The following is a 24,821-nucleotide window of genomic DNA, read 5'->3' on the forward strand; positions in this document are numbered from 1 at the left end:
CGTGGCGCCGGAGAGTACCCAGTGGGTCCCCGGCCGTGAGGTCACGGTCCTGGGTCTGGAGACCGAGTACGGCATCCTCGGGGCCGAGCCCGAGGACGTCGTGGCCGCCTGCCTGGACGCCGAGGGTGAGGCGGGGCGCAGTCGAGGCGTGCGCTGGGACTACTCCGGGGAGTACCCCCTGCGTGACGCCCGCGGCTTTGAGATGGACCGCGCAGCGGCCGACCCCTCCATGCTCACCGACATCCCCGGAGCCGCCTCCGTCGAGGCCCCCGTCCCCGGACGGGTACGCACCACCGCCGTCGTGCGCCTGACCGCCCAGGAGGAGGCCTGGCAGCGCGGCACCGCGACCTGCGTGGGCACCGGCGGGCGCCTTTACGTGGACCACGGCCACCCCGAGTACGCCACCCCCGAGTGCACCGGTGCCGCCCAGGCCGTCCTGGCTGACCGGGCGGGGGACCTCCTGGTGGCCAGGGGCGCCGAGCAGCTGCGCCGGCGCGGCGTGAAGGCGCGCCTGTTCAAGAACAACGTCGACGGCAAGGGCGCCACCTACGGCACCCACGAGAACTACCTCGTGCCCCGCGCCCTCGACTTCAACGACCTCGTCCAGGCCCTGGTCCCCCTGCTCGTGGTCCGCCCGCTTCTGGTGGGCTCGGGCCGGGTCGGCACCGGCGCCGTCGCCCAGGGCGCCGACTTCCAGATCAGCCAGCGGGCCGACTACCTGGAGAGGATCGTCGGCCTGGGCACCACCGTGGACCGCCCCCTGGTCAACACCCGCGACGAGCCCCACACCGACCCCCAGCGCTGGCGCCGTCTCCACCTCGTGGCAGGCGACGCCAACTGCTTCGGCACCATCGCCTGGCTCAAGCTCGGCATGACCGCCCTCGTCCTCCAGGTGCTGGCCGACGGCGTTCCCACCGCCTGGCGCCACCTGCGCCTGGCCGACCCCGTGACCCAGGCCCGGGACGTCTCCCGCGACACCCGCCTTCAAGACACGCTGGAGCTGGCCGACGGGCGGCGCCTGAGCGCCCTGGAGATCCTGGAGCACTACCTACAGACGGTGCGCAGCCACCTGAAGGACCGCGGCCGCCCCGCGCCGGCACCACCAGGCGACCCCCTGCGCCCAGACCTGGCCGCGCTGGCCGACGGCGCCGACACCGACGGCGCCGAGACCGGAGCGATCCTCGCCTTCTGGGAGGCCTCACTGGCCTCACTGCGCGAGCTGCAGGCCCAGGGCGCCGGCGGCCACGAGCCGGGGGAGTCGCAAGGAGCGGCCGGGCACCTGGAGTGGGTCGCCAAGAAGCAGCTCCTGGACGCCACCGCCCGCCGCCATCCCGGCACCGGCGGACACGACGTCCTCCACGCCGTCGACCTGGCCTGGTCCGAGCTCTCCCCAGGTGGGAGAGGCCTGGCCGAGCGGGTTCCCGCCGGCGTCGACGCGCGCGGCGGGTTCAGTGACGAGGTGGTGGAGGCGGCCCTCGCCGAGCCGCCCACCACGACCCGGGCCTGGCTGAGAGGTAGGCTCGTGAGCGACTTCCCCGGGCAGGTGGTCGCCGCCGGTTGGCACTCCATGGTCCTGGAAACCGGTGAGAGGGCCCAGCGCCGCCTGCCCCTGACCGACACCCTGGCCTTCACCTGCACCGCCACGGCGCCGGCCCTCAAGGACGCCGCCGACGTCGTCGAGGTCCTCTCGCGCCTCACGGGTGAGCGCCCCGGCGACCCGGGGCGAGCCACCGAAGCAGTGACCACATCCGCCACCCTGTCAGGAGAGCAGACATGAGTGAGTTCGCCCAGCCGTCCCGCAGCCGCCAGGACGACCCCGCCCCCGACGACGACCCGACCCCCGCCCCCGCAGGCCCTGCCCGGGGCCAGGGCCTGGACTCGGTGCTGGACATGATCGACGACGTCCTGGCCGTTGACGCCCAGGAGTTCGTGCGCGGCTTCGTCCAGAAGGGCGGCCAGTGAGCACCAGCGTCCCGGGGCCGCGCGTCACCGGACTGGAGACCGAGTTCGGCCTCCTGTGCGCCCCCGCGGGGCCGCCGGAGGAGAGGAAGGCGGACCTGCCGGACGTCGAGCGGGCGGCGGCGCTCATCTTCCGTCACCGGCCGGTCGGCTACCGCAGCACCAACCTCTTCCTGCCCAACGGCGGGCGCCTCTACCTCGACATCGGAGTCCACCCCGAGTACGCCACCGCGGAGTGCGTGAGTGTGCGCGACCTCGTTGCCCAGGACCAGGCCGGCCGGGCGATCCTGGCCGCCATGGCGCAGCGCGCCGCCGAGAGCCTCGCCCAGGAGGGGGCCGCGGTCCGCTTCCACCTCCTGGCCAACAACACCGATTCGGCCGGCCACACCTACGGCTGCCACGAGAGCTACTCCGTGCCCCGCAGCCTGCTCGACGCCCCCGACGACGCATCGGCCGCCAGCAGTGAGACCACCATGGCGGTCCTCACCTCCTTCCTGTCCACGCGTCCCGTCCTGGTCGGCTCCGGGCGCCCACTGGCAGGCGGCCCGACGGAGCCGAACGACGGCAGCCGCGGTGCGGGGGAGGAGGCCGCCTGGGGTCTGTCACCGCGCGCCCCCCACCTGCAGGCCCTGACCTCGGCCGACACCACCGGGCAGCGCGCCCTGGTCAACACCCGCGACGAGCCCCACGCCGACGCGAGCCGCCTGCGCCGCCTGCATGTCACCTGCGCCGACACCACCATGGCCGAGCCGACAACGGGCCTGCGCGGCGCTGTGACCCTGTTGCTCCTGGACGCCCTCGAGGTGGGATGGGACTTCAGCGACCTGACCCTGGCCGACCCCTTGGCCACGCTATCGGCGCTGGGGGAGAGCCCCTGGGGGGACGTGCCCGCCACCACCGTCCAGGGCCGGTGCTTGAGCGCCGTCGATATCCAGGAGGCCTTCCTGGAGCGACTGACCTCCTACCTGGACGACGCCGGAGTGCCGGACTTCCTGCGCGGTGCCGAGCATCTGCTCGCCGACTTGGCGCCACGCGTCATCTCCGCGCTGCGCCACCACGACGACAGTGCCATCGACACCGAGATCGACTGGGCCATCAAGCGACGTCTCATGCGCGCCCAGCGTGAGCGCCACCCCCAGCTGAGCGGCCAGTCCCTGGAGACCCTGCGCTCGCGGGTGGACCTGGCCTACCACGACCTCAACGCCGAGACCGGACTGGTTCCGCGCCTGGTCGCCCAGGGGGCCATGGTGAACCTGTGCGATCCGGAGGAGATCGAGCGTGCCCGCCAGACGCCCCCGGCCACACGCGCCGCCCTGCGGGGGGCCTTCGTGGCGGCCTGCCTGGAGGTGGGCGCTGACTTCTCCGTCTCCTGGGAGAGCTTGCGACTGGACTCGCCGCCCACTGCTCCAGTGGATCTGCCGGATCCGCTGGAGACGAGCCACGAGGCCGCCGAGTCCCTGACTCAGCGGGTGCTGGGACTGCGCCCCGAGGAGATGCACCGCATCGACCTCGTGGGCCGCGGCGGCCTGGGTGCGCCGGGCTGAGACTCCTGAGAGCCTGGGCCCCGTCGCCCTTCAGTGCTGTCCGCTACCGGTTTCTCCCGTCCTTTCAAAGGCTGGGGCCGGGTGTTCCCTCACGGCCCGGGGCCAGGTCGACCCTTGCGTGAACTGCCAAGAAGGAGTAGACACTTAGGTATGCCTCACCAAAGCTAGTGGGGCGAGTCGCTTCTCGGGGTGACGCCCCTGGAGCGGCTCGTTCGACATGTTGATCGCGCAACTCGGGTCGGGTATTTCTCTGAGCAAGTCAATAATGATAATGATTTGCAAAACAGGCTGGGGGTGGAGTAGATGTGCGGTCATCACGCCGGCGCGCCCGACGCGGCCTGCCCCGGGGCTGCGGCACGACGTCGGAGCGGTCACCGTGACCCGTGAGAACACGCAAGGAGAAAGCATGAGCACCACCAATCGCACGCCGGCCGCCACCGAGCAGGACAGGCCCTCGGTTCACACCTCATCGCGCTCAGGTCTGGCCGACTCCGCCCTGGGAACCCGCAACCTCATGATGATCGCCGCGCTGGCGGTCGTCTCCATGATCCTCCTGGTTCCGCTGAACTACCTGGCTCCGGCGGCGGGAGCCTCCCGGGATGCCGTGCTCCTGGGCTGCGCGATCATGGGGCTGTGGCTCGTGCCGTACCTGCTGCCCGCAACCGTTGTGCGGCGCCCCGGCGCCGTCATGATTGCGGCTCTTCTCATGGGCATCATGTCCGTCTTCACCACCCCGGTCGGCCCCGCGGCCATCGTCGGCAACCTCATCGGCGGGGCCTTCGTCGAGGTGCCCCTGGCCATCCTGCTCTACCGGAAGTGGACCTGGTGGTCCTTTCTCATCTCGGCGGCAACCTTCGGCCTGCTCAACGGCATCATGTACGTCTCCGTCATAAGCGCCGCAGCGGGCATGGCCTCGGCGAGCGCCGGCGTCGTCATCGCCGTGGTCTCGGCCCTGGTCGGCGGCGGCCTCACCATTGTCCTGACCCGACTGCTCAACCGCGCCGGCGTCGGCATCGATCACCGCACGACCAGCCGTGCCTGAGACAGTGCCCGCCGCACCGGCTGCTCCGGAGGTGGAGCGGCCTCTGGGAGAGTCGGCCGATCCGGCACTGGTGAGCATCGAGGGCCTGAGTGTCCACTACCTCGGACGCGAGAACTGGGTCCTGGATGCCGTCGACCTCGCCCACCTGCGCGCTCAGGTCACCGCCGTCATCGGTCCCTCGGGCTGCGGCAAGACCACCCTCGTGCGCGCGCTGTGCGGCCTCATCCCGCACTGCCTGCCCTCTGAGTACGCCGGCAGCTTGAGACTGGCCGGCACCGAGGTCGCCGACGCCACCGTCCAGAACCTGGCCCAGACCGTCGCCTACGTCGGCCAGAGCCCCGACGCCGCCGTCGTCACCCGCACCGTCCACGACGATGTCGCCTTCCCGCTGCAGAACCTGTGCCTGACCAGGTCGGAGATCACCGCGCGGGTCGAGCAGGCCCTGCGCGCGGTGGGACTCATCGAGCGCATCTGGGACGATCCCTGGACGCTCTCGGGCGGACAGCGTCAACGGCTCGCGCTCGCCGTCGCCCTGGCCATGCGCCCACAGCTCCTCGTGCTCGACGAGCCGACCAGCACTATCGATGCCACCGGCCGGGACGAGTTCTACACCCTCATCTCCTCCCTGACCACCTCCGGGATGGCGGTCGTCGTCATCGACCATGACCTCGACCCGGTGCTGCCCATCGTCGATCAGGTCCTGGCCCTCAACGCCGACGGGCGGACCATCGCCGTCGGCTCGCCGCGGGAGGTCTTCATGAGCCACCGCCGCGAGCTGACCGACGCCGGAGTGTGGATGCCCCGAGCCCTGCGTGACACCGACGACGACCTCCCCGTTGGGACGCAGGCGTCGGAGGCGGCCCTGACCTGTGCCGAGGCCGGAATCCGGGTGCCCCGGCTCGCCGACCTGTGCGCCCACAACGAGGTGCGCTACCTGGAGAAACAGGTGCGGGACTCCGCTGAGAGCTGGCAGCAGGTCGAGGCCATCGACACCCGCGAGGTAGTCGCCGGCCGCCCCCGGCCCGAGGCTCGAACCAGTGTCGAGCTGGTCGACCTTGAGGTCCCGGGGCGCGCGCCCCGGGTGTCTCTGCGTCTGGGTGGTGGCGAGCTCGTGGCGCTGGTCGGGCCCAACGGCGCGGGCAAGTCCTCGATCCTGTCCGCCCTGGCCGGACTCGTCCGCTCACGGGCCGACAAGGCAATGGTTGGCGGCCGGGACGTCGGCAAGGGCAAGCACCTGGTCGGATACGTCTTTCAGAACCCCGAGCACCAGTTCGTGGCCACCACCGTCGGGGCGGAGCTCGCCGTCGGAGGGACCTCGCCGGAGCGGGTCAGTGAGCTCCTCGAGCAGTTCCACCTGACCGCCCACCGGAACCACCATCCCCTGACCCTTTCGGGCGGTCAGGCCCGCAGGCTCTCGGTGGCCACCATGGTCAGCGAGGAGCGCGACGTCGTCGTCCTGGACGAGCCCACCTACGGGCAGGACTGGGACAACACCCGTGAGCTCATGGACTTCATCGACCAGCTGCGCCACCAGGGGCGCACGGTCATCATGGCCACCCACGACCTCGAGCTCGCCCTGGAGCACTGCACCCACATCGTCGCCCTGCCCGGGGCGGCCGGAACCGGAGCAGCGGACTCGCGCGCCGGTCTGCCCGAGCCCGCCCCGGTACCGCCCCGGCCCCAGCCACGGCGAGGCCTGTTCACCTCGCTCAACCCCTTGACCCTCTTCGCCTCGGTCCTGCCGTTCATGGTGATGGTCTTCGCCCTGCGCAACCATCACCTCAACCTGGGCGTCCTGCTGACCTCCTCGGTCCTCATCGTCGCCGCGCGCGCCTCCCTGAGACGCACTGTGGCCTCGGTGGTCGCCCCCTGGGTGGTCACCGCACTCATGATGTGGATCTTCAGTAGCGGGGTCCACCACCAGGAGACGGCTGCGCGCCTCTACGACCTGGGTGACGCGGTGACGGGAGGCACCGGTATCGGCGCGCTCATCGCACTGGTTCTCGTCTCGGGCGTCTCCACCGACCCCGAGGCCCTCATCCGCACCCTGACCACCACTTTTCACATGCCCTACCGCCTCGGGGCGGCGGGCACCGCTGCCATCGCCTTCATCACCCGCTTCCACGGCGACTTCGTTCTCCTGCGCACCGCCAGGGCGCTGCGCGGGGTCGGCGGCCGCTGGGGGATGCTCGCGCCCGTGGTCCGCTGGATCGGCTCCATCCTGCCGCTGATGATCCTTGCCATCCAGCACGCCGAGCGCGTCGCCCTGTCCATGGACTCACGCGCCTTCGGCGCCCACCGACGGCGCACCGAGATGACCGACGAGCCCTGGAGAGGATGCGACTGGGGAGTCGTTGTTCTCACCTGGGCGATGGCCCTCATCATCTGGAACACCCTCCGCTGAGGAGACAACCATGCCCAAGCAACCGATGCACCGGACGAGTCACCAGGAGGTCGCAGGCGTTGCCGTCGGCGACCTCATCCGACCGGCGCGCCCGGCCATGATTGCGACCGGGCTGCTGACCGCCCTCGGAGCGCTGCTGTCCATCGTCCCCTTCGAGGCCATGCGCAACCTGGCAGCCATCTGGCTGGGCGAGACCTCACCGCAGGGCTGGCGCGGCAGCCTGTGGACCTGGGCGGCCATCGCCGTCGGGGCGCTCTTCGCTTCCCAGGCCCTCTACCTGGCGGGCCTGGGGATCACGCACCTGGCCGAGGCCCGGCTGCGCCACCACCTGCGTGAGCGGGTCGTCGAGGCCATCAGGGGCCTGCCCCTGGGGCGGGTGGCGCAGATCCCGCACGGCACCATCCGCAAGATGGTCTGCGACGACACCACCTCCATCCACACCCTCGTCGCCCACGTCCCCGGGGACGCCACCAACGCCGTCGTCATGGCGGCGGCGGGGACGGCCTACCTGCTGTGGACCGACTGGCGCCTGGCCTGTGCGCTGGTGGGGCTGTGGGTCCTCGCCCTGGGCGCGATGCTCCTGACCATGACTGGCCTGTCGGGCATCACCGAGCGCTTCGGGGTCGCTCAGACCGCGCTGGCCGCCGCGACCGTCGAGATGCTCGAGGGCATCAAGGAGATCAAGGGCTTTCAGGCCACCGATGCCTCCCGCACGCGCTTCAGCCAGGCGCGCACCGAGTTCTCCAGCCTGTCCTACGAGTGGGTGAGCAGGTCCGGGAAGGCCATCAGCGCCATGACCGCCGTCCTGCGTCCCTCCACGGTCTTCGCCACGGTTGCGCTCCTGGCTGTCCTGTTCACCTCCCAGGGCTGGACGCCCCTGTCGGCCACCCTGCCGTTCTTCCTGGTGGCCCTCGGACTGCCGGAGGGACTCATGACCCTCATCGGCCTCATGCAGCACATGTACGAGTCCAGGATGGCCGCCCAGGCCACCGCCGACCTGCTCTCCCTGCCGCCGATGCCCGAGGGAACCCATGACGAGGGCGAGGGACCCGCCCCCGGGCGCGTCGACGTCGAGGACGTCACCTTCTCCTACGAGGCCGGCTCCCCGGTCCTGCACGGCGCCTCCTTCACCGCCGAGCCCGGAACCGTGACAGCGCTCGTCGGCCCCTCCGGCGGGGGCAAGTCGACCCTGGCCCGCCTCATCGCCCGCTTCTACGACGTCGACGACGGAGCCGTGCGCATCAGCGGCGTCGACGTGCGCGAGGCGACCTTCCCCTGGCTGCTCTCGCGCGTGGCGGTCGTGCTGCAGGACGTGGCCCTGGCCCACGAGTCCGTCCACGACAACATCGCCCTGGGGCGCCCCGACGCCACCCGGGAGCAGGTCGAGGCCGCTGCCCGCGCGGCCTGCATCCATGAGCGCATCGCGCGTCTGCCCCATGGCTACGACACGATTCTGGGTGAGGAAGGCGGGTTCCTCTCCGGAGGGGAGCGTCAGCGCGTCACCCTGGCGCGCGCCTACCTCCAGGACGCCCCCGTCCTCGTCCTGGACGAGGCCACCGCCCAGGCCGACCCGGCCTCCGAGCGCGACATCCACCAGGCCCTGTCCCGGCTCGCCGCCGGGCGGACCGTCATCATCATCGCCCACCGCCTGTCCACGATCCGCGACGCAGACCAGATCCTCGTCGTCGACGCCGGACGCATCACCGAGCGCGGCACGCACGAGGAGCTGCTGGCCGCCGGCGGACGCTATGCCGCCATGTGGCGCAGTCAGGACCTGAGTGAGGAGACCGACGCCGCCGCACTGACCGCCCAGATCGACCGGCTGAGAGCCGAATCCGCCGGGCAGGAGGAGAAGTAACCATGTGGAAGCTGCTGACGCGAGTCGTCAACGCCGCCGAGATGCGCACCATCATCGCCTGGTTCGTAGCCTCCGCCGTCCTCCAGGGCCTCACCCTGGCCCTCATGATCCCCTTCCTGCGCGCCCTCTACTCCCGCTCGCAGTTCCTGACCGCCTGGCTGATCGCCGTCGTGGTCATGGCAGTCAGCGCCGCGCTCGTCGACACCATCGCCATGCACCGCTCCTACCGGGTCAGTGTCTTCGAGGTCTGCGACACCATGATCGACCGCGTCGCCGATCACGTCCTGACCCTGCCGCTGGGCTGGTTCAGCGCCGAGCGGGAGGCCGCCGTCGTCAACGCCACCTCCAAGGAGGTCAACACCCTCTCCCACCTGGCCTCCATGGTGATCCCCAACCTGTGCAACGCCTTCATCGTCCCGATGGTCATGCTCGGGGCCACCGCCATCGTCGAATGGCCCCTGGCGCTCATCATGGCCGCAGCCATCGTCCCACTGGTCCTGACGTGGCGGCTCATGGGCGCCGCAACCACCCGCGCCAACGAGATGGAGGACCGCACCTCGAGCGCCGCGGCCGGACGCCTCGTGGAGTTCGCCCGACTCCAGCCCGTACTGCGCGCCACCGGTGCCACCAAGACGGGCTGGGCGCCGGTGCAAGCCGCCCTGGAGGCCGACTCCGCCTCCACCCTGGACGGCCTACGGGTCAAAGGCAGGCCCGGGCAGTACTTCAACCTCATCGTCAACGTCGCCTTCGCCCTGGTCATGGCGGTGGGGCTGGCACGGGTGAGTGGGCACCGGCTCGACGTCGTCGCATACCTGGCGATCATGGCCGTCACCGCGCGCACACTCCTACCACTGACCAAGGCCGCCATGTACGGATCCGAGGCCGACAACGCGAAGGTCGCCCTACGGGCCGTGGGGGACATCCTCGACGCGCGTCCCCTGTCCGACCCCGAGCCCGGTCGGGAGATCGAGCCCCGGGGGACCACGATCGCCCTGAACGACGTCTCCTTCTCCTACGACGTCGGCCGCCCCGTCCTGGCGGGCGTCTCCTTGAGCGCACCGCAGGGGAGAGTGACCGCCCTGGTAGGGCCCTCAGGGGCGGGCAAGTCCACGATCCTGCGTCTGGCCGCCCGGTTCTGGGACGTCGACGACGGGACCGTCACCATTGGCGGCGCGCCGGTCCGCTCCATGCGCGCCTCTGCGATCATGGGAATGACCTCCATGGTCTTCCAGGACGTCTACCTGTTCGACACCACCATCCGGGAGAACCTGCGCATCGCCCGACCCGAGGCCACCGACGCCGAGCTGGCCGAGGCTGCCCGGCGCGCCCGCCTGGACCGCGTCATCGAGGCGCTGCCGCACGGGTGGGACACGCGGGTCGGTCCTGGCGGGATGAGCCTGTCCGGCGGGGAGCGCCAGCGCGTCGCCATCGCCCGGGCCTTCGTCAAGGACGCCCCCATCCTGCTGCTCGACGAGATCACCTCGGCCCTGGACGGGGAGAACGAGTCCGCCATCACCGAGGTGGTGCGCGAGCTCTCCGAGGGGCGCACCGTCATCGTGGTGGCGCACCGCCTGTCCACCGTCCGCCAGGCCGATGAGGTCGTCTTCCTCGAGCCGAGTCAGGCCGGCGCCCGCGTGGCCCAGCGCGGTACGCCCCAGGAGCTGGCTGCTGTCCCCGGCCCCTTCCGCGAGTTCATCGAGGCCTCCACGGCCTCCTCACGCTGGCACATCCGTCAGGGGTGACGCGGGGCCGCTTCAGGTCAGACGACATGGTGGGCAGACGCTGTCCCGTACCGATTGGTATGGGACAGCGTTTCTGTTGCTATGAAAGCTCTCATGACTCTATGAAACCTCCTGGCAATACTGAGTGGTATCCTCAATACCAACCGGTACGGATCGGTCTGGTGGCCGATCGGGTGCTCGGATCCAGGTAGTTGAACGAAAGGAGGGGGGCTTCATGGCCGACGTACTAGCCATCGAGGACCTTCACAAGCACTTCGGAAGCGGGTCGCACGCGGTGAGGGCCAACGCCGGCGTCACCATGCGGGTGGGTGCCGGCGAGGTGGTCGGGCTCCTCGGGCACAACGGTGCGGGCAAGACCACGCTGGTCAACCAGGTGGTGGGGCTGCTGTGCCCGACCTCCGGGAGCATCAGGGTCGACGGGGTTGACGCCGTCGCCAACCCTGCTCTCGCCCGGCGCCTCACCAATGTCCAGGCGCAGGCCAATGTGCCCATCACGGGACTTACGCCCCTGACCGCGATCGACCTCGTGGGGCGCATGCGAGGAGGGCGCCCGCGTCAGACACGCAGACGCGCCGAGGAGCTCATCGAGGCTCTTGACCTGGGGGAGTGGGCGAGGACTCCCGCGCAGAAGATCTCCGGCGGTATCGCCCGCCTGACAGCCTTCGCCATGTGCGCCGTCGTTCCCGGGCGCCTGGTCATCCTCGATGAGCCCACCAACGACGTCGACCCGGTACGCCGGCGCCTGCTGTGGGACCAGATCCGACTCCTGGCCGATGCCGGATCCGCAGTCCTCCTCGTGACCCACAACGTGCGGGAGGCTGAACGGGCTGTCGACCGGCTCGCCGTCCTGGACCACGGCCACGTCATCGCCGAGGGAACTCCCGCAGCGCTCGTTGCCGGCCACGGATCCTCCTTCGTCCTGGAGATCAGTCGGACTCCCGGCCGACGGATCGAGCCGCCTGCGGGAATGAGCCTGACGCAGCACGACGCCGTGCGAGCATCCGTGGCAGTGTCCTCCGACCGTACAGCGCAGGCCGTGGACTGGGCGGCTCACGCCCTCAAGGACTCCGCGATCGAGCGCTATGAGCTGGCACCGATCTCACTGGAGGACGTCTACGTCCGCCTCACCGCGAGTACAGGACAGGAGGCGGCGCATCGTCATGTCGCCTGAACCGAGTGAGGCAGCGGGAGGCCCGGCCCGTTCCAAGGATCCACGTTGCCCCCGTGCCGCCATGTCAGCGCGGTACGACTCCAGCCCCCAGAGAAACAGGAAGTGAAGGAGAAGCCGATGCCTGCTTCAACCAGCGCCGCTACTGAAACGGCTCCAGCCGCTGTGACTGCTCTCGAGGTCACGTCCCAGACGACATCGCTCTGGCGTCAGCTCGGCCTGCTCATCCAGTGGCAGTTCCGACGCAGCCTGCCCATGCTGCCGCTGTTCATCATCGTCCAGACGCTGCTGTCCGTCTCCATGGTCCTGGGATACGGGCTCATCGCGGGACACCCAGACCGCGAGGCGAGCCTCTACCTGGCCGGCGGTGGCCCGGCGATCGCGCTCATCTCACTGGGACTCATCATGACACCCCAGTGGGTCTCCCAGTCCCGCACCGAGGGCAGTCTGGACTGGATGCGCACCCTGCCCGTCCCCAGGATCGCCTTCCTCCTGGCAGACCTCGCGATCTGGACCGCCCTGGCACTACCCGGCTTGGTCGTGGGCGTCATCGTCGCCAACGCCCGCTTCGACGTCGACCTCGCCCCACAGTGGTGGCTGGTACCCGGCGCCGTGCTGGTCGCCCTGACAGCGGCCTGCATCGGCTACGCCATCGCCACGCTCCTGGCTCCGGCCCTGTCTCAGATCCTTTCCCAGGTGCTCGCCTTCGGCATCTTGCTGTTCTCTCCCATGAGCTTTCCTTCCGACAGACTCCCCGACTGGGCCCAGGAGCTCCACCGCTGGCTGCCGTTCGAACCCATGGCGCAGGTGGTGCGCGCCGGCCTGTTCTCCCACGACGCCACCATGCCCACCCGGTCCTGGGTCCTGCTGGTTGGATGGTGCCTGGTGTCCATCGTCGGAGCGTCATGGGCCCTGGGAAAGCGGCCCTGAACAACCGGCCCGCATGGTCGGAGCCCGGTGGAGGACGTGACGAATGTGGGGGAAGGACCGTGAAACCCTTTCTGAGGAACCTCCTCTACAGTGGGGGCATGACCGCCAGGAGCTCCGCCCGCGGGCCGGACAGTGACAGTGACGACTCCGGGGCCTCCGCCTCGGATGACATCAGGGAGGCGACGCGCGCCCTCAACGAGGCGATCACGGCACTGTCCCGTGCGGTGGGGGCGGCCGGTCAGGAAGCGCGCCGGAGCAGCGAGAGTGCGGTGGCGGCCTCCCTGGACCTCGCCTCCCGGAAGCTGGCCTCCGCCTCCACCGCAGTCAGCGGCGCCGCCCCGGGGCGGGGCGGTGGACGGCGCCGGAGCGAGGAGACCAGGGCGCGGATTCTTGCTGCTGCCAGGGAGGTCTTCGCTGCCAAGGGCTACGAGGGGGCGTCGGTCAGTGACATCGTCTCGGCGGCCGGATTCACCAAGGGCGCCTTCTACTCCTCCTTCCCCTCCAAGGAGGCCCTGTTCCTGGAGGTCGTCACCTGTGGTGAGGAGAGCTCGGATGAGACCGCTCGCCAGATGGCGAGCCCCGACCAGTGGGGCGAGCAGCTCCAGGAGCTTGCCATGGAGGATGTTGTCCTGCACCTGGAGACCTGGCTCTACGCCATTCGTCACGAGGACTCCCGGGACCGGCTGGCCGGCAGCTGGCGGCGCTGGCTGAGAGAGACCTCTGTCATGGTGGCCCGTTCCCACGGACGCCACGAGCCGGCCCAGCAGGATGAGGAGACGGCCTTCGGACTCCTGGCGGTGGGCATCTTCGGCCGCGTGAGCGCCGCAGCCACCACCTCGCAGGAGGTCGAACCCATCATCCAGCGCCTGTCCGAGCGACTCCTTGAGAATGGCAGTGACTGACGTTCCGCCTCCGCCGAGAACAACCTGTTTCACATAGGGGCGCGGAAGAACGGCTGCCTTCCGCCAACAGTGTCCTTCTCGGTGGAGGCCGGGCCTCGCGATCAGGCGACCTGCTCGCGGTAGCGGTGGGCCACCAGCTCGGCAACCGCCGGGTGGTCGCCGATGGGGGCGGCCACGACGTCGGCGCCCGTGGAGTGCAGGGCCTGGTGAAAACGTCCCTCCGCCAGCAGGTAGGTGGCCACGCCCACCCGCCCGGCACCCCGGGCCCGGGCCGTGCTCACCGCGTCACGGACGCTGGGGCGCGCAGCCGACAGGTAGGCGGGCGTCACCTCGCGCCCCAGGCGCACCTCGAGCAAGCGGGTGATGGCCTCAACCTCCTCCAACGCCGCCGCCTGACGCGACCCGGCCGCGCCCAGAACAATATGGTCGAGCCCCGCGAGCCCACCCAGGGGCGCGGAGGCCTCGTGAAGCCGCTGCGCCACGGCCTCCACCAGGCGTGCCTCGACCCCCAGGTGCCCGGCGACCGTCCCCGATCCGTGCCGCTCCACCGCGGCCGGTACGTCATGGACAACGTGATAGCCCCGAGCCAAGAAGAAGGGCAGCACCACCGGATCCACCAGCCCCTCCAGCGCCGTGGCCGGGTCCGGGGACTGGAGCTCGACGTAACCGGTGCGCACCTCCACCTCGGGCAGGATCGTGCCGACGCGCTCAGCGGTGCGCGACAGGACTGAGGACGGCCCGGGCCGTCGCGAGCCGTGGGCCAGTAGTACCAGGGGACGAGTGCTCATACCGGCTCCACCACCAGAACCGCGTGCGCGTGAGGACGAGCCGGCCCGACCGGCCTCGACCCGAGCGGACCACTCGAAGTGAGAGGCTCGTCCGGCACAGCAGCCTCAGGTGCGTGGCCGCACCGAGGAGCGGAGCGGGCCTCCTCAAGCACCTGATCGGTCTGCTTTCGAATGTCTGTGGCCGTGGCGCGCGCCTTGCGAATCGCCAGGGCCAGGGAGGCCGCCCATATCACCCCGAGCGCGCCGTACACCATGACTCCGGTTCGGGCCGAGGCCTCGGCCCAGGACAGGAGCACCCGCAGGTTCGTGGCCAGGATCAGCCCGCCGACGGCGGTGCCCAGCACCGCTCCAGGCAGACGGGAGACCAGCCAGGCGGCGATCGGTGCGGCCACCAGCCCGCCGGCCAGCAGGGTCAGGACGATCCCCAGGCTGATGCCCGCGGTGCCCAGTCCGGTGAGGAAACCGGCCGAGGCCGCCACCGTCACCAGGAACTCCGAGGCCCCCACCGAGCCGACCACGGTGCGCGGCGCCGTACGACCACCCGTGAGCAGCGTCGTCGTCACCACCGGTCCCCAGCCGCCACCGCCGGTGGCGTCAACGAAACCGCCCACCACTCCCAGGGGAACCAGGAGCCGCCTACCGTGCGGGGAGCGCCGGCTACCGGATCCCCTGGGTGGGCGCAGGGCGAAGCGCCCCAGGACATAGGTTCCCAGCAGGATCAGCAGGCTCGCCGTCACCGGGGTCGCCGCGCGGGTCGACAGGTGCGACAGGACCGTGGCGCCGCCGAAGGCCCCCACCGCACCGGGCAGCCCCAGCCGGACCACCAGGCGAGGATCGGTGTTGCCCAGCCTCCAGTGGGAGGCCCCCGAGGCCAGGGTCGTGCCGATCTCAGCCAGGTGCACTGAGGCCGAGGCGAGCGCCGGGCTCAGCCCGGCCAGAAGCAGCAGGGAGGAGGAGGTCATGCCGTACCCCATCCCGAGGGAGCCGTCGACCAGCTGGGCGGCCAGGCCGACGAGGGCGAGAAGAACAAGCTTGCGCATCAGTGACTCCGGGACATTCAGTCTGCATGCGCCGAGGCGGGCTCACGCGGCGGGACTCGCCGGCCGGGCCCCTCGACGACTCGGTCAGCCCAGTACGGGCTCAGGGTGACGACGTCGCCGATGACGATGACCGCGGGGGCGGTCACGCCGCAGCGGGCGGCGACGTCGGCCAGACATCGCAGCTCGGTGGTGGTCACGCGCTGGTCGGGGTGGTAGCCGCGCTCGATGATCGCCGCCGGTGTGGCTGGATCGCTGCCGGCCTCCAGCAGGGAGGCGACCGAGTCCGGCAGCCGGGAGACCCCCATGAGCAGGATGAGGGTGTGGTCGCGGCGCTGGGGGAGCACCCCCAGATCCGCATGAGCCGTGATGACCGAGAATCCGCGCGACAGCCCCCGGTGGGTGACGGGGATCCCCGCCGCCGCGGGCACGGCGATGGCGCTGGTGATCCCCGGGACGACCTCGACGGCGACACCGGCCCGGCGGCAGGCGGCCGCCTCCTCCCCGCCGCGCCCGAGCACGTAGGGGTCACCGCCCTTGAGGCGGACCACCCCCTTGCCGCGGTGGGCCAGGTCGACCAGGAGCGCGTCGATCTGCTCCTGGCTCATGACGTGCCGGCCGCGCCGCTTGGAGGCGTCGATGACCTCGGTTGTGGGGTCAAGGTCCTCCAGGAGGTCGCGGGGCGCCAGTGCGTCGACGACGACCACGTCCGCCTGGCCCAACAGCTCTAGGCCGCGGGCGGTGATGAGGCCGCTGCTGCCTGGGCCGCCGCCCACCAGGGCCACCCAGCCATCCGCGGAACCGTCGGGTCCATGGGGAGAGACGTCGTGGGTCATGCCTCAGCCCCTGCCTGAGGAGGCGGCCGCAGCCGGTTCGTCGCGCCCTGCGTCCGCCAGCTGCACCATGCCCGCACCGAGCGTGCCACCCTCGTGGGCGTCAATGAGGAGGAAGGCGCCGTCGGACCGGGAGACCGAGTAGTCGGCCAAGGGCACCGGTGAGGCCAGACGCAGCCGCACCAGGCCGATGTCGTTGAGCTCCAGGGCATCAGCCGGCACCGTGGTCAGGTCGTCCAGGTCGAGGCGCCCCTCAATGGCGCGCACCATCGCCTGCACCGTCTGGGCGCCGTGCTTGAGCAGCACCCGCGCCCGGGGGCGCAGGGGCTCCTCGCTCAGCCAGGACACGCGGGCGTCGACCTCGGTGAGCACCTGGGGCGCGTCGCCCGCCGCGGCCAGGGTGTCACCGCGGGCGACGTCGATATCGTCGGTGAGGCGAACCGTCACCGACTGGCCCTCAACGGCCTCCTCCAGGCTGCGCTCGCCCAGGTCGATGCCGGCCACGCGCGAGCGCCTGCCTGAGGGCAGCACCACCACGGGGTCACCGACACGCACCGTGCCCGAGGCGATCCGCCCGGCGTAGCCGCGGTAGTCGCGCAGCTCGGGCCTCGGCGCCGCCCCCTGGGGGCGGATGACCAGCTGGATCGGCAGGCGGAAGGCGCCCTCGTCGCGGGCGGTGGGCAGGGACTCCAGAAGCCCCAGCAGGGTCGGCCCCTCATAGAAGGGCGTGCTGGTCGAGACCTGGACGATGTTGTCCCCCAGGAGCGCGGAGGTCGGCAGGACATGGATCTCGGCCACGCCCAGCTCGGCGGCCACGGCGCGGATATCGGCCTCGATGGCCGCGTAGACCTCGGCGGAGAAGTCCACCAGGTCGATCTTGTTGACCGCGACGATGACGTGCGGGACCCGCAGGAGGGCGGCGACCGCCAGGTGGCGGCGCGTCTGCTCCAGGACCCCGTTGCGGGCGTCCACCAGCAGCACGACGACGTCGGCCGTGGAGCAGCCGGTGACCGTGTTGCGGGTGTACTGCACGTGCCCGGGGCAGTCGGCGAGGATGAAGGAGCGCTGCGGGGTGGCGAAGTAGCGGTAGGCGACGTCGATCGTGATGCCCTGCTCGCGCTCGGCCCGTAGACCGTCGGTCAGCAGCGCGAGGTCGGCGCTGGTCAGGCCCCGATCCAGGCTGACCCGCTCGACGGCGGCCAGCTGGTCGCGCAGCACGGACTTGGAGTCGAACAGCAGACGGCCCACGAGCGTGGACTTGCCGTCGTCGACGCTACCGGCCGTGGCCAGCCGCAGCAGCGAGCCGGTGGCGGCGGCGCGAGCCTCGGCCTCGGCGGGGATGTCGGTGAGGGTGGGGGTGCTCATCAGAAGTAGCCCTCCTTCTTGCGGTCCTCCATGGCCGCCTCGCTCAGGCGGTCATCGGCGCGGGTGGCTCCCCGCTCGGTCAGGGTGGAGGCGGCGACCTCCAGGACGATGTCGTGGTTGGTGGCGGCGGTGGACTCGACGGCGCCCGTGCAGGACATGTCACCCACGGTGCGGTAGCGCACGGTGCGGGTGACGACCTGCTCGCCGTCGCGCAGCCGGTTGACGCCTCCGGCCGCCAGCCACATCCCGTCACGCAGGAACACCTCGCGCTCGTGGGCGTAGTAGAGGCCGGGCAGGGAGATGTCCTCGCGCTCGATGTAGCGCCACACGTCCAGCTCGGTCCAGTTGCTCAAGGGGAAGACCCGCACATGCTCACCAGGGCGGTGGCGGGGGTTGAGCAGGTTCCACAGCTCGGGGCGCTGGTTGCGCGGGTCCCACTGGCCGAACTCGTCGCGCAGGGAGACGATGCGCTCCTTGGCCCGGGCCTTCTCCTCGTCGCGGCGCCCGCCGCCGAAGACGCCGTCGAAGCCGCCCTCCTCGATGGCGTCGAGGAGCGGGATCGTCTGGAGCGGGTTGCGGGTGCCGTCGGTGCGCTCGCGCAGACGGCCGTCGTCGATGTAGTCCTGGACGCGGGCCACCACGAGCCGCAGACCGAGCTCCTCGACCGTCCGGTCACGGTAGGCCAGCACCTCGGGGAAGTTGTGGCCGGTGTCCACGTGCAGGACGGGGAAGGGGATCGGGGCGGGCCAGAAGGCCTTGCGCGCCAGGTGCAGCATGACCACGGAGTCCTTGCCCCCGGAGAACAGCAGCACGGGGCGGCGGCACTCGGCGGCGATCTCCCGGATGACGAGGATGGCCTCGGCCTCCAGGACGTCAAGAATGTCCAGGGCCTCAGAGGTGGCGGGAGCCCGGGAGAGGTCGGCCAGACCGGCCGGTTCGAGCTCCGGCGCCTGCGCGGAGGAGGGGACGGGGACCGGACGGGTGTGGGTCAGGGTGATGCTCATAGGTGGATTCCGCATTCTGTCTTGGTGAATCCGGCCCAGCGGCCGGAACGGGGGTCGTCTCCGGGCTTGACTCGCGCCGTGCACGGGGCGCAGCCGATCGAGGGGTAGCCGTCGTACAGGAGGGGGTTGATGAGCACGCCGTGCTGGTCGGCGTAGCCGGTCAGCTCCTCCATGCTCCAGGCCGCCAGGGGGTTGATCTTGACGATCTCGTGGGTGGCGTCCCAGCCGATCAGCGGCGTGTGGGTGCGGGTGGGGGCGTCCTCACGGCGCACCCCGGTGGCCCAGGCCTCGTAGCCGCTCAGGGCCCTCGCCAGCGGTTCGACCTTGCGCAGGCGGCAGCAGGCGGCCGGGTCCCGTGACCACAGATCCGGCCCGTAGCGCTCGTCCTGCTCAGCCACGCTCAGCTCGGGAGTCACGTCGACGACGGTGACGTCCATGGTGGCGGCCACCGCGTCGCGGGTGCCCACGGTCTCGGCGAAGTGGTACCCGGTGTCCAGGAAGAGGACGTCGACGCCGGGCAGGACCCGGGAGACCACGTGCGGCAGGACGGCGTCGGCCATGGAGCAGGCCACGGCCAGCGTGCTGGGGAAGTTCTGGGCCGCCCACTGGGCGACGTCGAGGGCCTCGGCATCGTCACCGAGCTCGCGTGCACCGGCCTCGGCCAGGGCGCGCAGCTCCTCCGTGGACCGCAGCGGGGCCGAGCCTGCGCCGCGCGACCTCGAGGCGGCAGGAGCAGGGTGCGCCACGTTCAGGGACGCCTGGGCGCTGTCAGTGGTTGTGGCGCTCACTGCAGGGCCTCCTCATCGGCTCGGTGTGCCCACTGGGCGAAGGTCTCCTCAGGGAGGCGCTGGTCCAGGTAGCGGCGCACCAAACGCTCGACGTAGTCGACCAGGCCGGAGGCGGGAACCTTCAGACCCCTCACCGTGCGGCCCAGGCCGGCCTCGGCGCGCCCGTCAGTGGCCAGACCGCCGCCCAGGTGCACCTGGAAGCCGGGCATCTGCTCGCCGTCGACCGTGATGATCTGGCCCTTGAGGCCGATGTCCGCGATCTGGATGCGGGCGCAGGAGTTCGGGCAGCCGTTGACGGTCAGGGTGATGCGCCGATCCAGGTCGGTGTCGGCCAGGCGCGCGTCGAGCTCGGCCGACACGCGCGCCGCCAGCTTCTTGGTCTCCACGATCGCGAACTTGCAGAACTCCAGCCCGGTGCAGGCCAGGGTCGAGCGGGTGAAGGCGCCCGGGTCGGGATCGAGCCCCAGCTCGCGCAGACCCGCGACGGCGTCGTCGACTTTGTCGGCAGGCACGTCCAGGAGCAGCAGGTTCTGCAGAGGGGTGGTGCGCACCCGGTCCGAGCCGACCTGCTCGGCCAGGTCGGCCAGGCCCAGCAGGACGTCCCCGCTCAACCGGCCGACAGGCGGCTTGGCCCCCACCCAGAAGCGGCCGTCCTTCTGCTCGTGGACGCCGATGTGGTCGGAGTCCCCGCTCGGCTTCTCAGGGGCCGGGCCATCGGGCAGGGCGCGCCCCAGGTAGTCGTCCTGGAGGACTCGCCGGAACCTTTCCGGCCCCCACTCGGCCATGAGGAACTTCAGCCGGGCCTTGTTGCGCAGGCGGCGGTAGCCGTAGTCGCGGAAGATGCGGATGACGCCGTACCAGACGTCCAGGGCGTCCTCAGGGGTGACGAAGGCCCCCAGCCGCTGGCCCAGACGCGGGGCGGTGGACAGGGCTCCGGCCACCCACAGGTCGTAGCCGGGACCGAGCTCGGGGTGGTTGACGCCGACGAAGGAGACATCGTTGATCTCGTGGAGGATGTCGAGGCTGGGGGAGCCGGTGATGGCCGTCTTGAACTTGCGGGGCAGATTGGCCAGCTCGGGGTCACCCAGGTAGGTGTCCTTGATGGCACGGGCCAGCGGGGTCGGATCGATGACCTCGTCCTTGGCGACGCCGGCCACCGGGGAGACCAGGAAGCCCCGAGGCGTGTCCCCGCAGCCCTCGACCGTGGTCAGCCCCACCGACTCCAGGCGCCGCCACAGCTCTGGGACACTGTCGATCTCCACCCAGTGGAGCTGGATGTTCTGCCGGTCGGTGATGTCGGCGGTGCCGCGAGCGAAGTCGTTGGAGACCGAGCCGAGCACCCGCAGCTGCTGGCGGCTCAGGCTCCCACCGTCCAGGCGTACCCGCTGCATGAAGTAGCGGTCGGACAGCTCGGAGACGTCCAGCTGGGCGGTGCGGCCGCCGTCGATCCCCTGCTTGCGCTGGGTGTAGAGACCCCACCAGCGGAAACGGCCGTTGAGATCGTCGGGTGCGATGCTCTCGTAGCCGCCGGGACCGTAGATGCGCATGATCCGGTCGCGCACCGCCAGCGGGTCCCCGTCCTGCTTGAAGGCCTCGTTGTCATTGAGCGGCTTGCGCCCGTCGAGGGCCCACTGGCCGTTGGAGCGGGCCTTGCGCGGCGGGCGCAGGGTGCGGGCGGGTGGCGTGACGGTGGTGGTCATTGCTCCTCCATGACGGTGGCGTGTCATTGGCGTATGAGGAGCGTCCGGGGCCGGCCTGGTGCGCTGCTGCGTGCAGAGCCTGCAGTGCCGTTCGGTTGGCGTCAGCCGTCTCAACGGGGCCTTCCGGACGCTTCATTGCGCCGGATACCTCGTTGCGGGGTGAAGTCCCCGTGGTGTCAGGCGCTGGTCAGGCCCGACAACACATGACCGCATGGGCACGCAGAACGTCAGCGGGATGAGTGCCGCTGAAGAGTGCTGCGTGAGGGAAGGTCATGGCCGAAACATTAACCATGCTTTTACCCTGGCGACAAGCAGGAATGATCTGTGCTTCGAGTCACGGTGGGGTTGTTGAGGGTGGCTTTATCCCGTCAGGACGCGGAAAAAGATCGCACTGCCACACGCTGCGCCGGTGGGTGGCGTGCGGCAGCGGATAGACGGGATATGGGACCTCGGGCCTGGGTCTGCGCTCAGGCGCCCAGCTCGCGGTCCCTCTCGGCGATGGCCTCGAAAGCGCGCACGACGGCGTCGGAGAAACCGGCCCGCTCCAGGGCCACCATGCCCGCCACTGTTGTCCCGCCGGGGGAGCAGACCGCGTCAATGAGGTCGGCCGGGGTGCGGCCGTGGCCTCCCTCGGCGGTGCGCTGAGCCTCGGTCTGCACGGTGCGGGCGGTTCCCAGCACCGCCTGAGCCACGATCTGGACGGCCAGGGCCTTGGGGATGCCACCCATGACGCCGGCGCGCGCCAAGGCGTCGATGAAGGCGCACACCAGGGCGGGGGAGGAACCCGCCAGACCGATGAAGGAGGAGAAGTCCCTCTCCTCCAGGATCACGGTGCGACCGATGGTCTCCATGAGGGTGCGCACTGTCTCCAGGTCCTGGGGGCTCGCACTGCTGCCGGGGGCCAGCGCCGTCATCGACTCGCCCACGGAGGCGGCCATGTTCGGCATGGTGCGCACCACCCGGGTACCGTCCGGCAGCATCGACTCCAGGCGCTCCAGGGTCACTCCGGCCGCGATGGAGACCACCAGGGGGCGGCTGGCGGTGATGGCCTCCGACAACCGGGGCAGGACATCGGGGATGACGTAGGGCTTGAGGCCCAGGATGAGGACGTCGCTGCGTGAGACCAGCTCGGCGGCGTCGGGCACGTGGACGGCCCCGACCTGCCCGGCCAGGCGCTCGGCGGAACCGTGCTTGCTGGTCAGCAGCAGGTGCCCGGCCGGTGTTCCCGCCGCCACGGCACCCCGCACAATGGCGCTGACCATGTTGCCGGCGCCGATGAACCCGATACGCATGAAGGCCTCCTGCTCGTGAGCGACATGACGCCACCACCGTACCGCGGCGCGCGCCAGGCGATACGACTTCCGGGGCGCCGGTGGCCTTCAGAGCACCAGTGCAGCGATCCACCCGGCGATGAGCAGGGGGATGTTGAAGTGCAAAAAGGTCGGGATGACCGAGTCGCGCATGTGGTCGTGCTGCCCGTCAGCGTTGAGCCCCGCCGTGGGACCCAGCGTGGAGTCCGACGCCGGTGAGCCGGCATCCCCCAGCGCCCCAGCGGTCCCGATGAGGCAGACCGTGGCGACCGGCGAGAAGCCCAGGGACACGCACAGCGGCACATAGATCGCCGAGATGATCGGCAGGGGGGAGAAGGACGAGCCGATGCCCATCGTCACGATAAGGCCCACGAGCAGCATGACGAAGGCGGCGGCGGGCTTGGATCCCGCGAACAAGGAGGTCGCCGACTTCACCAGCGGCTCGATCTGCTTGGTCTCCTTGAGGACCTTGGCGAAGCCCTGCGCCGTGATCATGATGAGCCCGATGAGGGCCATCATCCGCATGCCTCCGGTGAAGACGTCGTCGGCCTCGGCGATGGTGACGACCCGGGTGGCCATGAACAGCAGCAGACCCGTGAGCGCCCCGACCAGGAGCGGGTCGGCCTCGGACTTCGTCCAGGTCAGGAAGGCCTGGACCGCGAAGCAGGCAACGACGGCGACCAGCGCGACCCGGATCTTGCGGCGGTCCACCTCGACCGAGCCGGAGACCTCCTCGCCCGAGCCCACGCCGCTGCCGGCGTCGACCTGGTAGACGCGGGGCTTGCGGTAAGTGACGAACACGGCGATGAGCAGCCCCGCAACCATGCCCAGCGCCGGGATTCCCATGGCCTGGGTGGCAGAGACCTGTGAGACGTCCAGACCTGCTTCCTTGATGTTGCGGTAGAGGGTGTTGTAAAGGAAGACCCGCCCGAAGCCCAGGGGCAGGAACATGTAGGTCGTGACCAGCCCGAAGGTGATGGCGCAGGCCACGGCGCGGCGGTCCAGCTGCAGGCGGCTCATGACGATGAGCAGCGGTGGGACCACGAGAGGGATGAAGGCGATGTGAACCGGGATGAGGCTCTCGCTCATGATCGCCATGGTGGTCAGGCCTCCCAACACCAGCATGGTGGTGGTGCGCACGGCTTTCCGAGACGCAGACTCGTCGTCGTTCTCGATGCGGCCGATAAGCCAGTTCGCCAGCAGCTGGGGCAGCCCCGAGTGCGCCACCGCCATGGCGAAGGCCCCCAGCAGCGCGTAGGACAGGGCTATCTGGGCGCCGTCGGCCAGCCCATCCTGGAAGGCGACCATGGTGCGGCTGACGCCCAGGCCGGCGCTCAACCCGCCTGCGAGCGCGCCGACGAACAGGGACAGGACCACATGGACGCGCAGCATCGCCAGGATAAGCATGACCAGGACGGCGAGGATGATGGCGTTCATAAGGGCCTTCCGGTGGGGCCGAACTGTGCTGGGCTTCGCAAGCGGGCCTGGGAGGACCCGTGCGAATCGAGCCCGATTGTGCCAGGCGAGCGTGACGGGGACGTATCGTGGACCGATGAGCGAGAACCTGAAGAACGTCACCGTCGACTCCGCGCCGGCCCGCCGCGCCCTGGTCACCGGCGCCTCCACCGGCATCGGCGCCGCCACCGTTCGGCTCCTGCGCTCCCACGGGTGGGAGGTCGTCGCCACCGCGCGACGGGTGGAGCGCCTCGAAGCACTGGCCGCCGAGACCGGCTGCACCTGGGTGGCCGCCGACCTCCAGGAGCCCGGCGACGTCGAGCGCCTGGCCAGCGAGGTGCTGGCCGAGGGAGCCGTTGACGCCGTCGTCAACAATGCCGGTGGCGCGCTGGGAGTCGACCCGGTCGCCGAGGGCAGCGCCCAGGAGTGGGCCACCATGTACGAGCGCAACGCGCTCGCGGCCCTGCGCGTGAGCCAGGCCTTCCTGCCGGGGCTGCGGGAGCGGGGCGGGGACCTGGTCTTCCTCACCTCCACGGCGGCCCACGACACCTACCCCGGCGGGGGCGGCTACGTGGCGGCCAAGCACGCCGAGCGGATCATCGCGAACACGCTGCGCCTGGAGCTGGTGGGCGAGCCGGTGCGCGTCATTGAGATCGCCCCCGGCATGGTGGCCACCGAGGAGTTCTCCCTCAACCGCCTTCACGGGGACGCCGAGGCCGCAGCGAAGGTCTACGCCGGTGTCGCCGAGCCGCTCAGCGCCGACGACGTCGCCGCCTGCATCGCCTGGACGCTGGAGCTGCCCGCCCACGTCAATATCGACTCCATGGTGGTGCGGCCGCGGGCCCAGGCCTCCAACACCCTGGTGGCCCGGGAGCAGTAGGGCAGCGGGACCGCCAGACATAGGAGGTCCACAGGCTCGACCTGCCCCGGGCACAGCGCGGGTTCCTAACGTCTCTTCCAGCCCCGGCCGGGCCGGGAAACAGACTGAAAGG

At 70.6% G+C, this 24,821-nt stretch carries 20 protein-coding genes; 11 read left to right on the top strand and 9 right to left on the bottom strand.

Features of this window, described 5'->3' with window-relative positions; genetic code table 11:
- The first annotated feature begins 1 nt into the window (after position 1).
- The 10 genes from HMPREF2883_RS03875 (at position 2) to HMPREF2883_RS03920 (ending at position 13,549) form a co-directional block, all read left to right on the top strand.
- Positions 2-1,777, top strand: a complete 1,776-nt coding sequence (locus HMPREF2883_RS03875) for a proteasome accessory factor PafA2 family protein (RefSeq protein WP_070659063.1) — start codon at positions 2-4, stop codon at positions 1,775-1,777.
- Positions 1,774-1,962 carry a ubiquitin-like protein Pup gene (locus HMPREF2883_RS03880; protein WP_003786115.1) on the top strand — a complete coding sequence of 63 codons (189 nt, stop codon included), beginning with the start codon at positions 1,774-1,776 and terminating at the stop codon, positions 1,960-1,962. Before HMPREF2883_RS03875 ends, HMPREF2883_RS03880 begins: the two co-directional genes overlap by 4 nt.
- Positions 1,959-3,503 carry a proteasome accessory factor PafA2 family protein gene (locus tag HMPREF2883_RS03885; protein ID WP_070659064.1) on the top strand — a complete coding sequence of 515 codons (1,545 nt, stop codon included), beginning with the start codon at positions 1,959-1,961 and terminating at the stop codon, positions 3,501-3,503. The genes HMPREF2883_RS03880 and HMPREF2883_RS03885 overlap by 4 nt, the downstream gene beginning before the upstream one ends.
- Before the next feature lie 406 nt (positions 3,504-3,909).
- Positions 3,910-4,545: an ECF transporter S component gene (locus tag HMPREF2883_RS03890; protein ID WP_070659065.1), complete on the top strand. Its 636-nt coding sequence runs from the start codon at positions 3,910-3,912 to the stop codon at positions 4,543-4,545.
- 70 nt (positions 4,546-4,615) lie between these two features.
- The gene (locus tag HMPREF2883_RS03895; protein ID WP_070659093.1) at positions 4,616-6,949 is read left to right on the top strand and encodes an ATP-binding cassette domain-containing protein; all 2,334 of its coding nucleotides are present in this window, start codon (positions 4,616-4,618) and stop codon (positions 6,947-6,949) included.
- Between the two features lie 10 nt (positions 6,950-6,959).
- The gene (locus HMPREF2883_RS03900; protein WP_070659066.1) at positions 6,960-8,807 is read left to right on the top strand and encodes an ABC transporter ATP-binding protein; all 1,848 of its coding nucleotides are present in this window, start codon (positions 6,960-6,962) and stop codon (positions 8,805-8,807) included.
- Positions 8,808-8,809: 2 nt separating this feature from the next.
- On the top strand, positions 8,810-10,549 hold the full coding sequence (locus tag HMPREF2883_RS03905; RefSeq protein WP_070659067.1) for an ABC transporter ATP-binding protein: 1,740 nt from the start codon (positions 8,810-8,812) through the stop codon (positions 10,547-10,549).
- Between the two features lie 214 nt (positions 10,550-10,763).
- Complete coding sequence (locus tag HMPREF2883_RS03910; protein ID WP_070659068.1) at positions 10,764-11,720, top strand: ABC transporter ATP-binding protein; 957 nt, start codon at positions 10,764-10,766, stop codon at positions 11,718-11,720.
- A gap of 117 nt (positions 11,721-11,837) precedes the next feature.
- Positions 11,838-12,647, top strand: coding sequence for an ABC transporter permease (locus HMPREF2883_RS03915; RefSeq protein WP_070659069.1), 810 nt, complete (start codon positions 11,838-11,840; stop codon positions 12,645-12,647).
- Positions 12,648-12,745: 98 nt separating this feature from the next.
- Positions 12,746-13,549: a TetR/AcrR family transcriptional regulator gene (locus HMPREF2883_RS03920; protein WP_070659070.1), complete on the top strand. Its 804-nt coding sequence runs from the start codon at positions 12,746-12,748 to the stop codon at positions 13,547-13,549.
- A 101-nt stretch (positions 13,550-13,650) separates the two neighbouring features.
- On the opposite strand, the gene HMPREF2883_RS03925 is transcribed toward HMPREF2883_RS03920, so the two are convergent.
- The 9 genes from HMPREF2883_RS03925 to HMPREF2883_RS03965 all read right to left on the bottom strand — a co-directional run bounded on the left by HMPREF2883_RS03925 (position 13,651) and on the right by HMPREF2883_RS03965 (position 23,811).
- Positions 13,651-14,337 carry a sirohydrochlorin chelatase gene (locus tag HMPREF2883_RS03925; protein ID WP_070659071.1) on the bottom strand — a complete coding sequence of 229 codons (687 nt, stop codon included), beginning with the start codon at positions 14,335-14,337 and terminating at the stop codon, positions 13,651-13,653.
- Positions 14,334-15,377, bottom strand: a complete 1,044-nt coding sequence (locus tag HMPREF2883_RS03930) for a sulfite exporter TauE/SafE family protein (protein WP_070659072.1) — start codon at positions 15,375-15,377, stop codon at positions 14,334-14,336. The genes HMPREF2883_RS03925 and HMPREF2883_RS03930 overlap by 4 nt, the downstream gene beginning before the upstream one ends.
- 17 nt (positions 15,378-15,394) lie before the next feature.
- Positions 15,395-16,210: a uroporphyrinogen-III C-methyltransferase gene (gene cobA / locus HMPREF2883_RS03935; RefSeq protein WP_070659073.1), complete on the bottom strand. Its 816-nt coding sequence runs from the start codon at positions 16,208-16,210 to the stop codon at positions 15,395-15,397.
- Positions 16,211-16,213: 3 nt separating this feature from the next.
- Positions 16,214-17,572 carry a sulfate adenylyltransferase subunit 1 gene (locus tag HMPREF2883_RS03940; protein WP_070659074.1) on the bottom strand — a complete coding sequence of 453 codons (1,359 nt, stop codon included), beginning with the start codon at positions 17,570-17,572 and terminating at the stop codon, positions 16,214-16,216.
- Entirely contained in the window at positions 17,572-18,576 is a 1,005-nt protein-coding gene (gene cysD / locus HMPREF2883_RS03945) for a sulfate adenylyltransferase subunit CysD (protein ID WP_070659075.1), read from the bottom strand. Before cysD ends, HMPREF2883_RS03940 begins: the two co-directional genes overlap by 1 nt.
- A complete protein-coding gene (locus HMPREF2883_RS03950) occupies positions 18,573-19,364 on the bottom strand; it encodes a phosphoadenylyl-sulfate reductase (protein ID WP_070659076.1) in 792 nt (263 codons plus the stop codon). Before HMPREF2883_RS03950 ends, cysD begins: the two co-directional genes overlap by 4 nt.
- On the bottom strand, positions 19,361-21,064 hold the full coding sequence (locus HMPREF2883_RS03955; protein WP_081384533.1) for a nitrite/sulfite reductase: 1,704 nt from the start codon (positions 21,062-21,064) through the stop codon (positions 19,361-19,363). Before HMPREF2883_RS03955 ends, HMPREF2883_RS03950 begins: the two co-directional genes overlap by 4 nt.
- A 467-nt stretch (positions 21,065-21,531) precedes the next feature.
- The gene (gene proC / locus HMPREF2883_RS03960; RefSeq protein WP_070659078.1) at positions 21,532-22,356 is read right to left on the bottom strand and encodes a pyrroline-5-carboxylate reductase; all 825 of its coding nucleotides are present in this window, start codon (positions 22,354-22,356) and stop codon (positions 21,532-21,534) included.
- 87 nt (positions 22,357-22,443) lie between these two features.
- A complete protein-coding gene (locus HMPREF2883_RS03965; protein WP_070659079.1) occupies positions 22,444-23,811 on the bottom strand; it encodes a Na+/H+ antiporter family protein in 1,368 nt (455 codons plus the stop codon).
- Positions 23,812-23,926: 115 nt separating this feature from the next.
- Here HMPREF2883_RS03965 and HMPREF2883_RS03970 point away from each other — a divergent pair, with 115 nt between their 5' ends.
- A complete protein-coding gene (locus HMPREF2883_RS03970) occupies positions 23,927-24,709 on the top strand; it encodes an SDR family NAD(P)-dependent oxidoreductase (protein ID WP_070659080.1) in 783 nt (260 codons plus the stop codon).
- The last annotated feature ends 112 nt before the right edge of the window (positions 24,710-24,821 follow it).

Origin of the sequence: Actinomyces sp. HMSC075C01, assembly GCF_001812965.1 — a bacterium.
GTDB lineage: Bacteria > Actinomycetota > Actinomycetes > Actinomycetales > Actinomycetaceae > Actinomyces > Actinomyces acetigenes.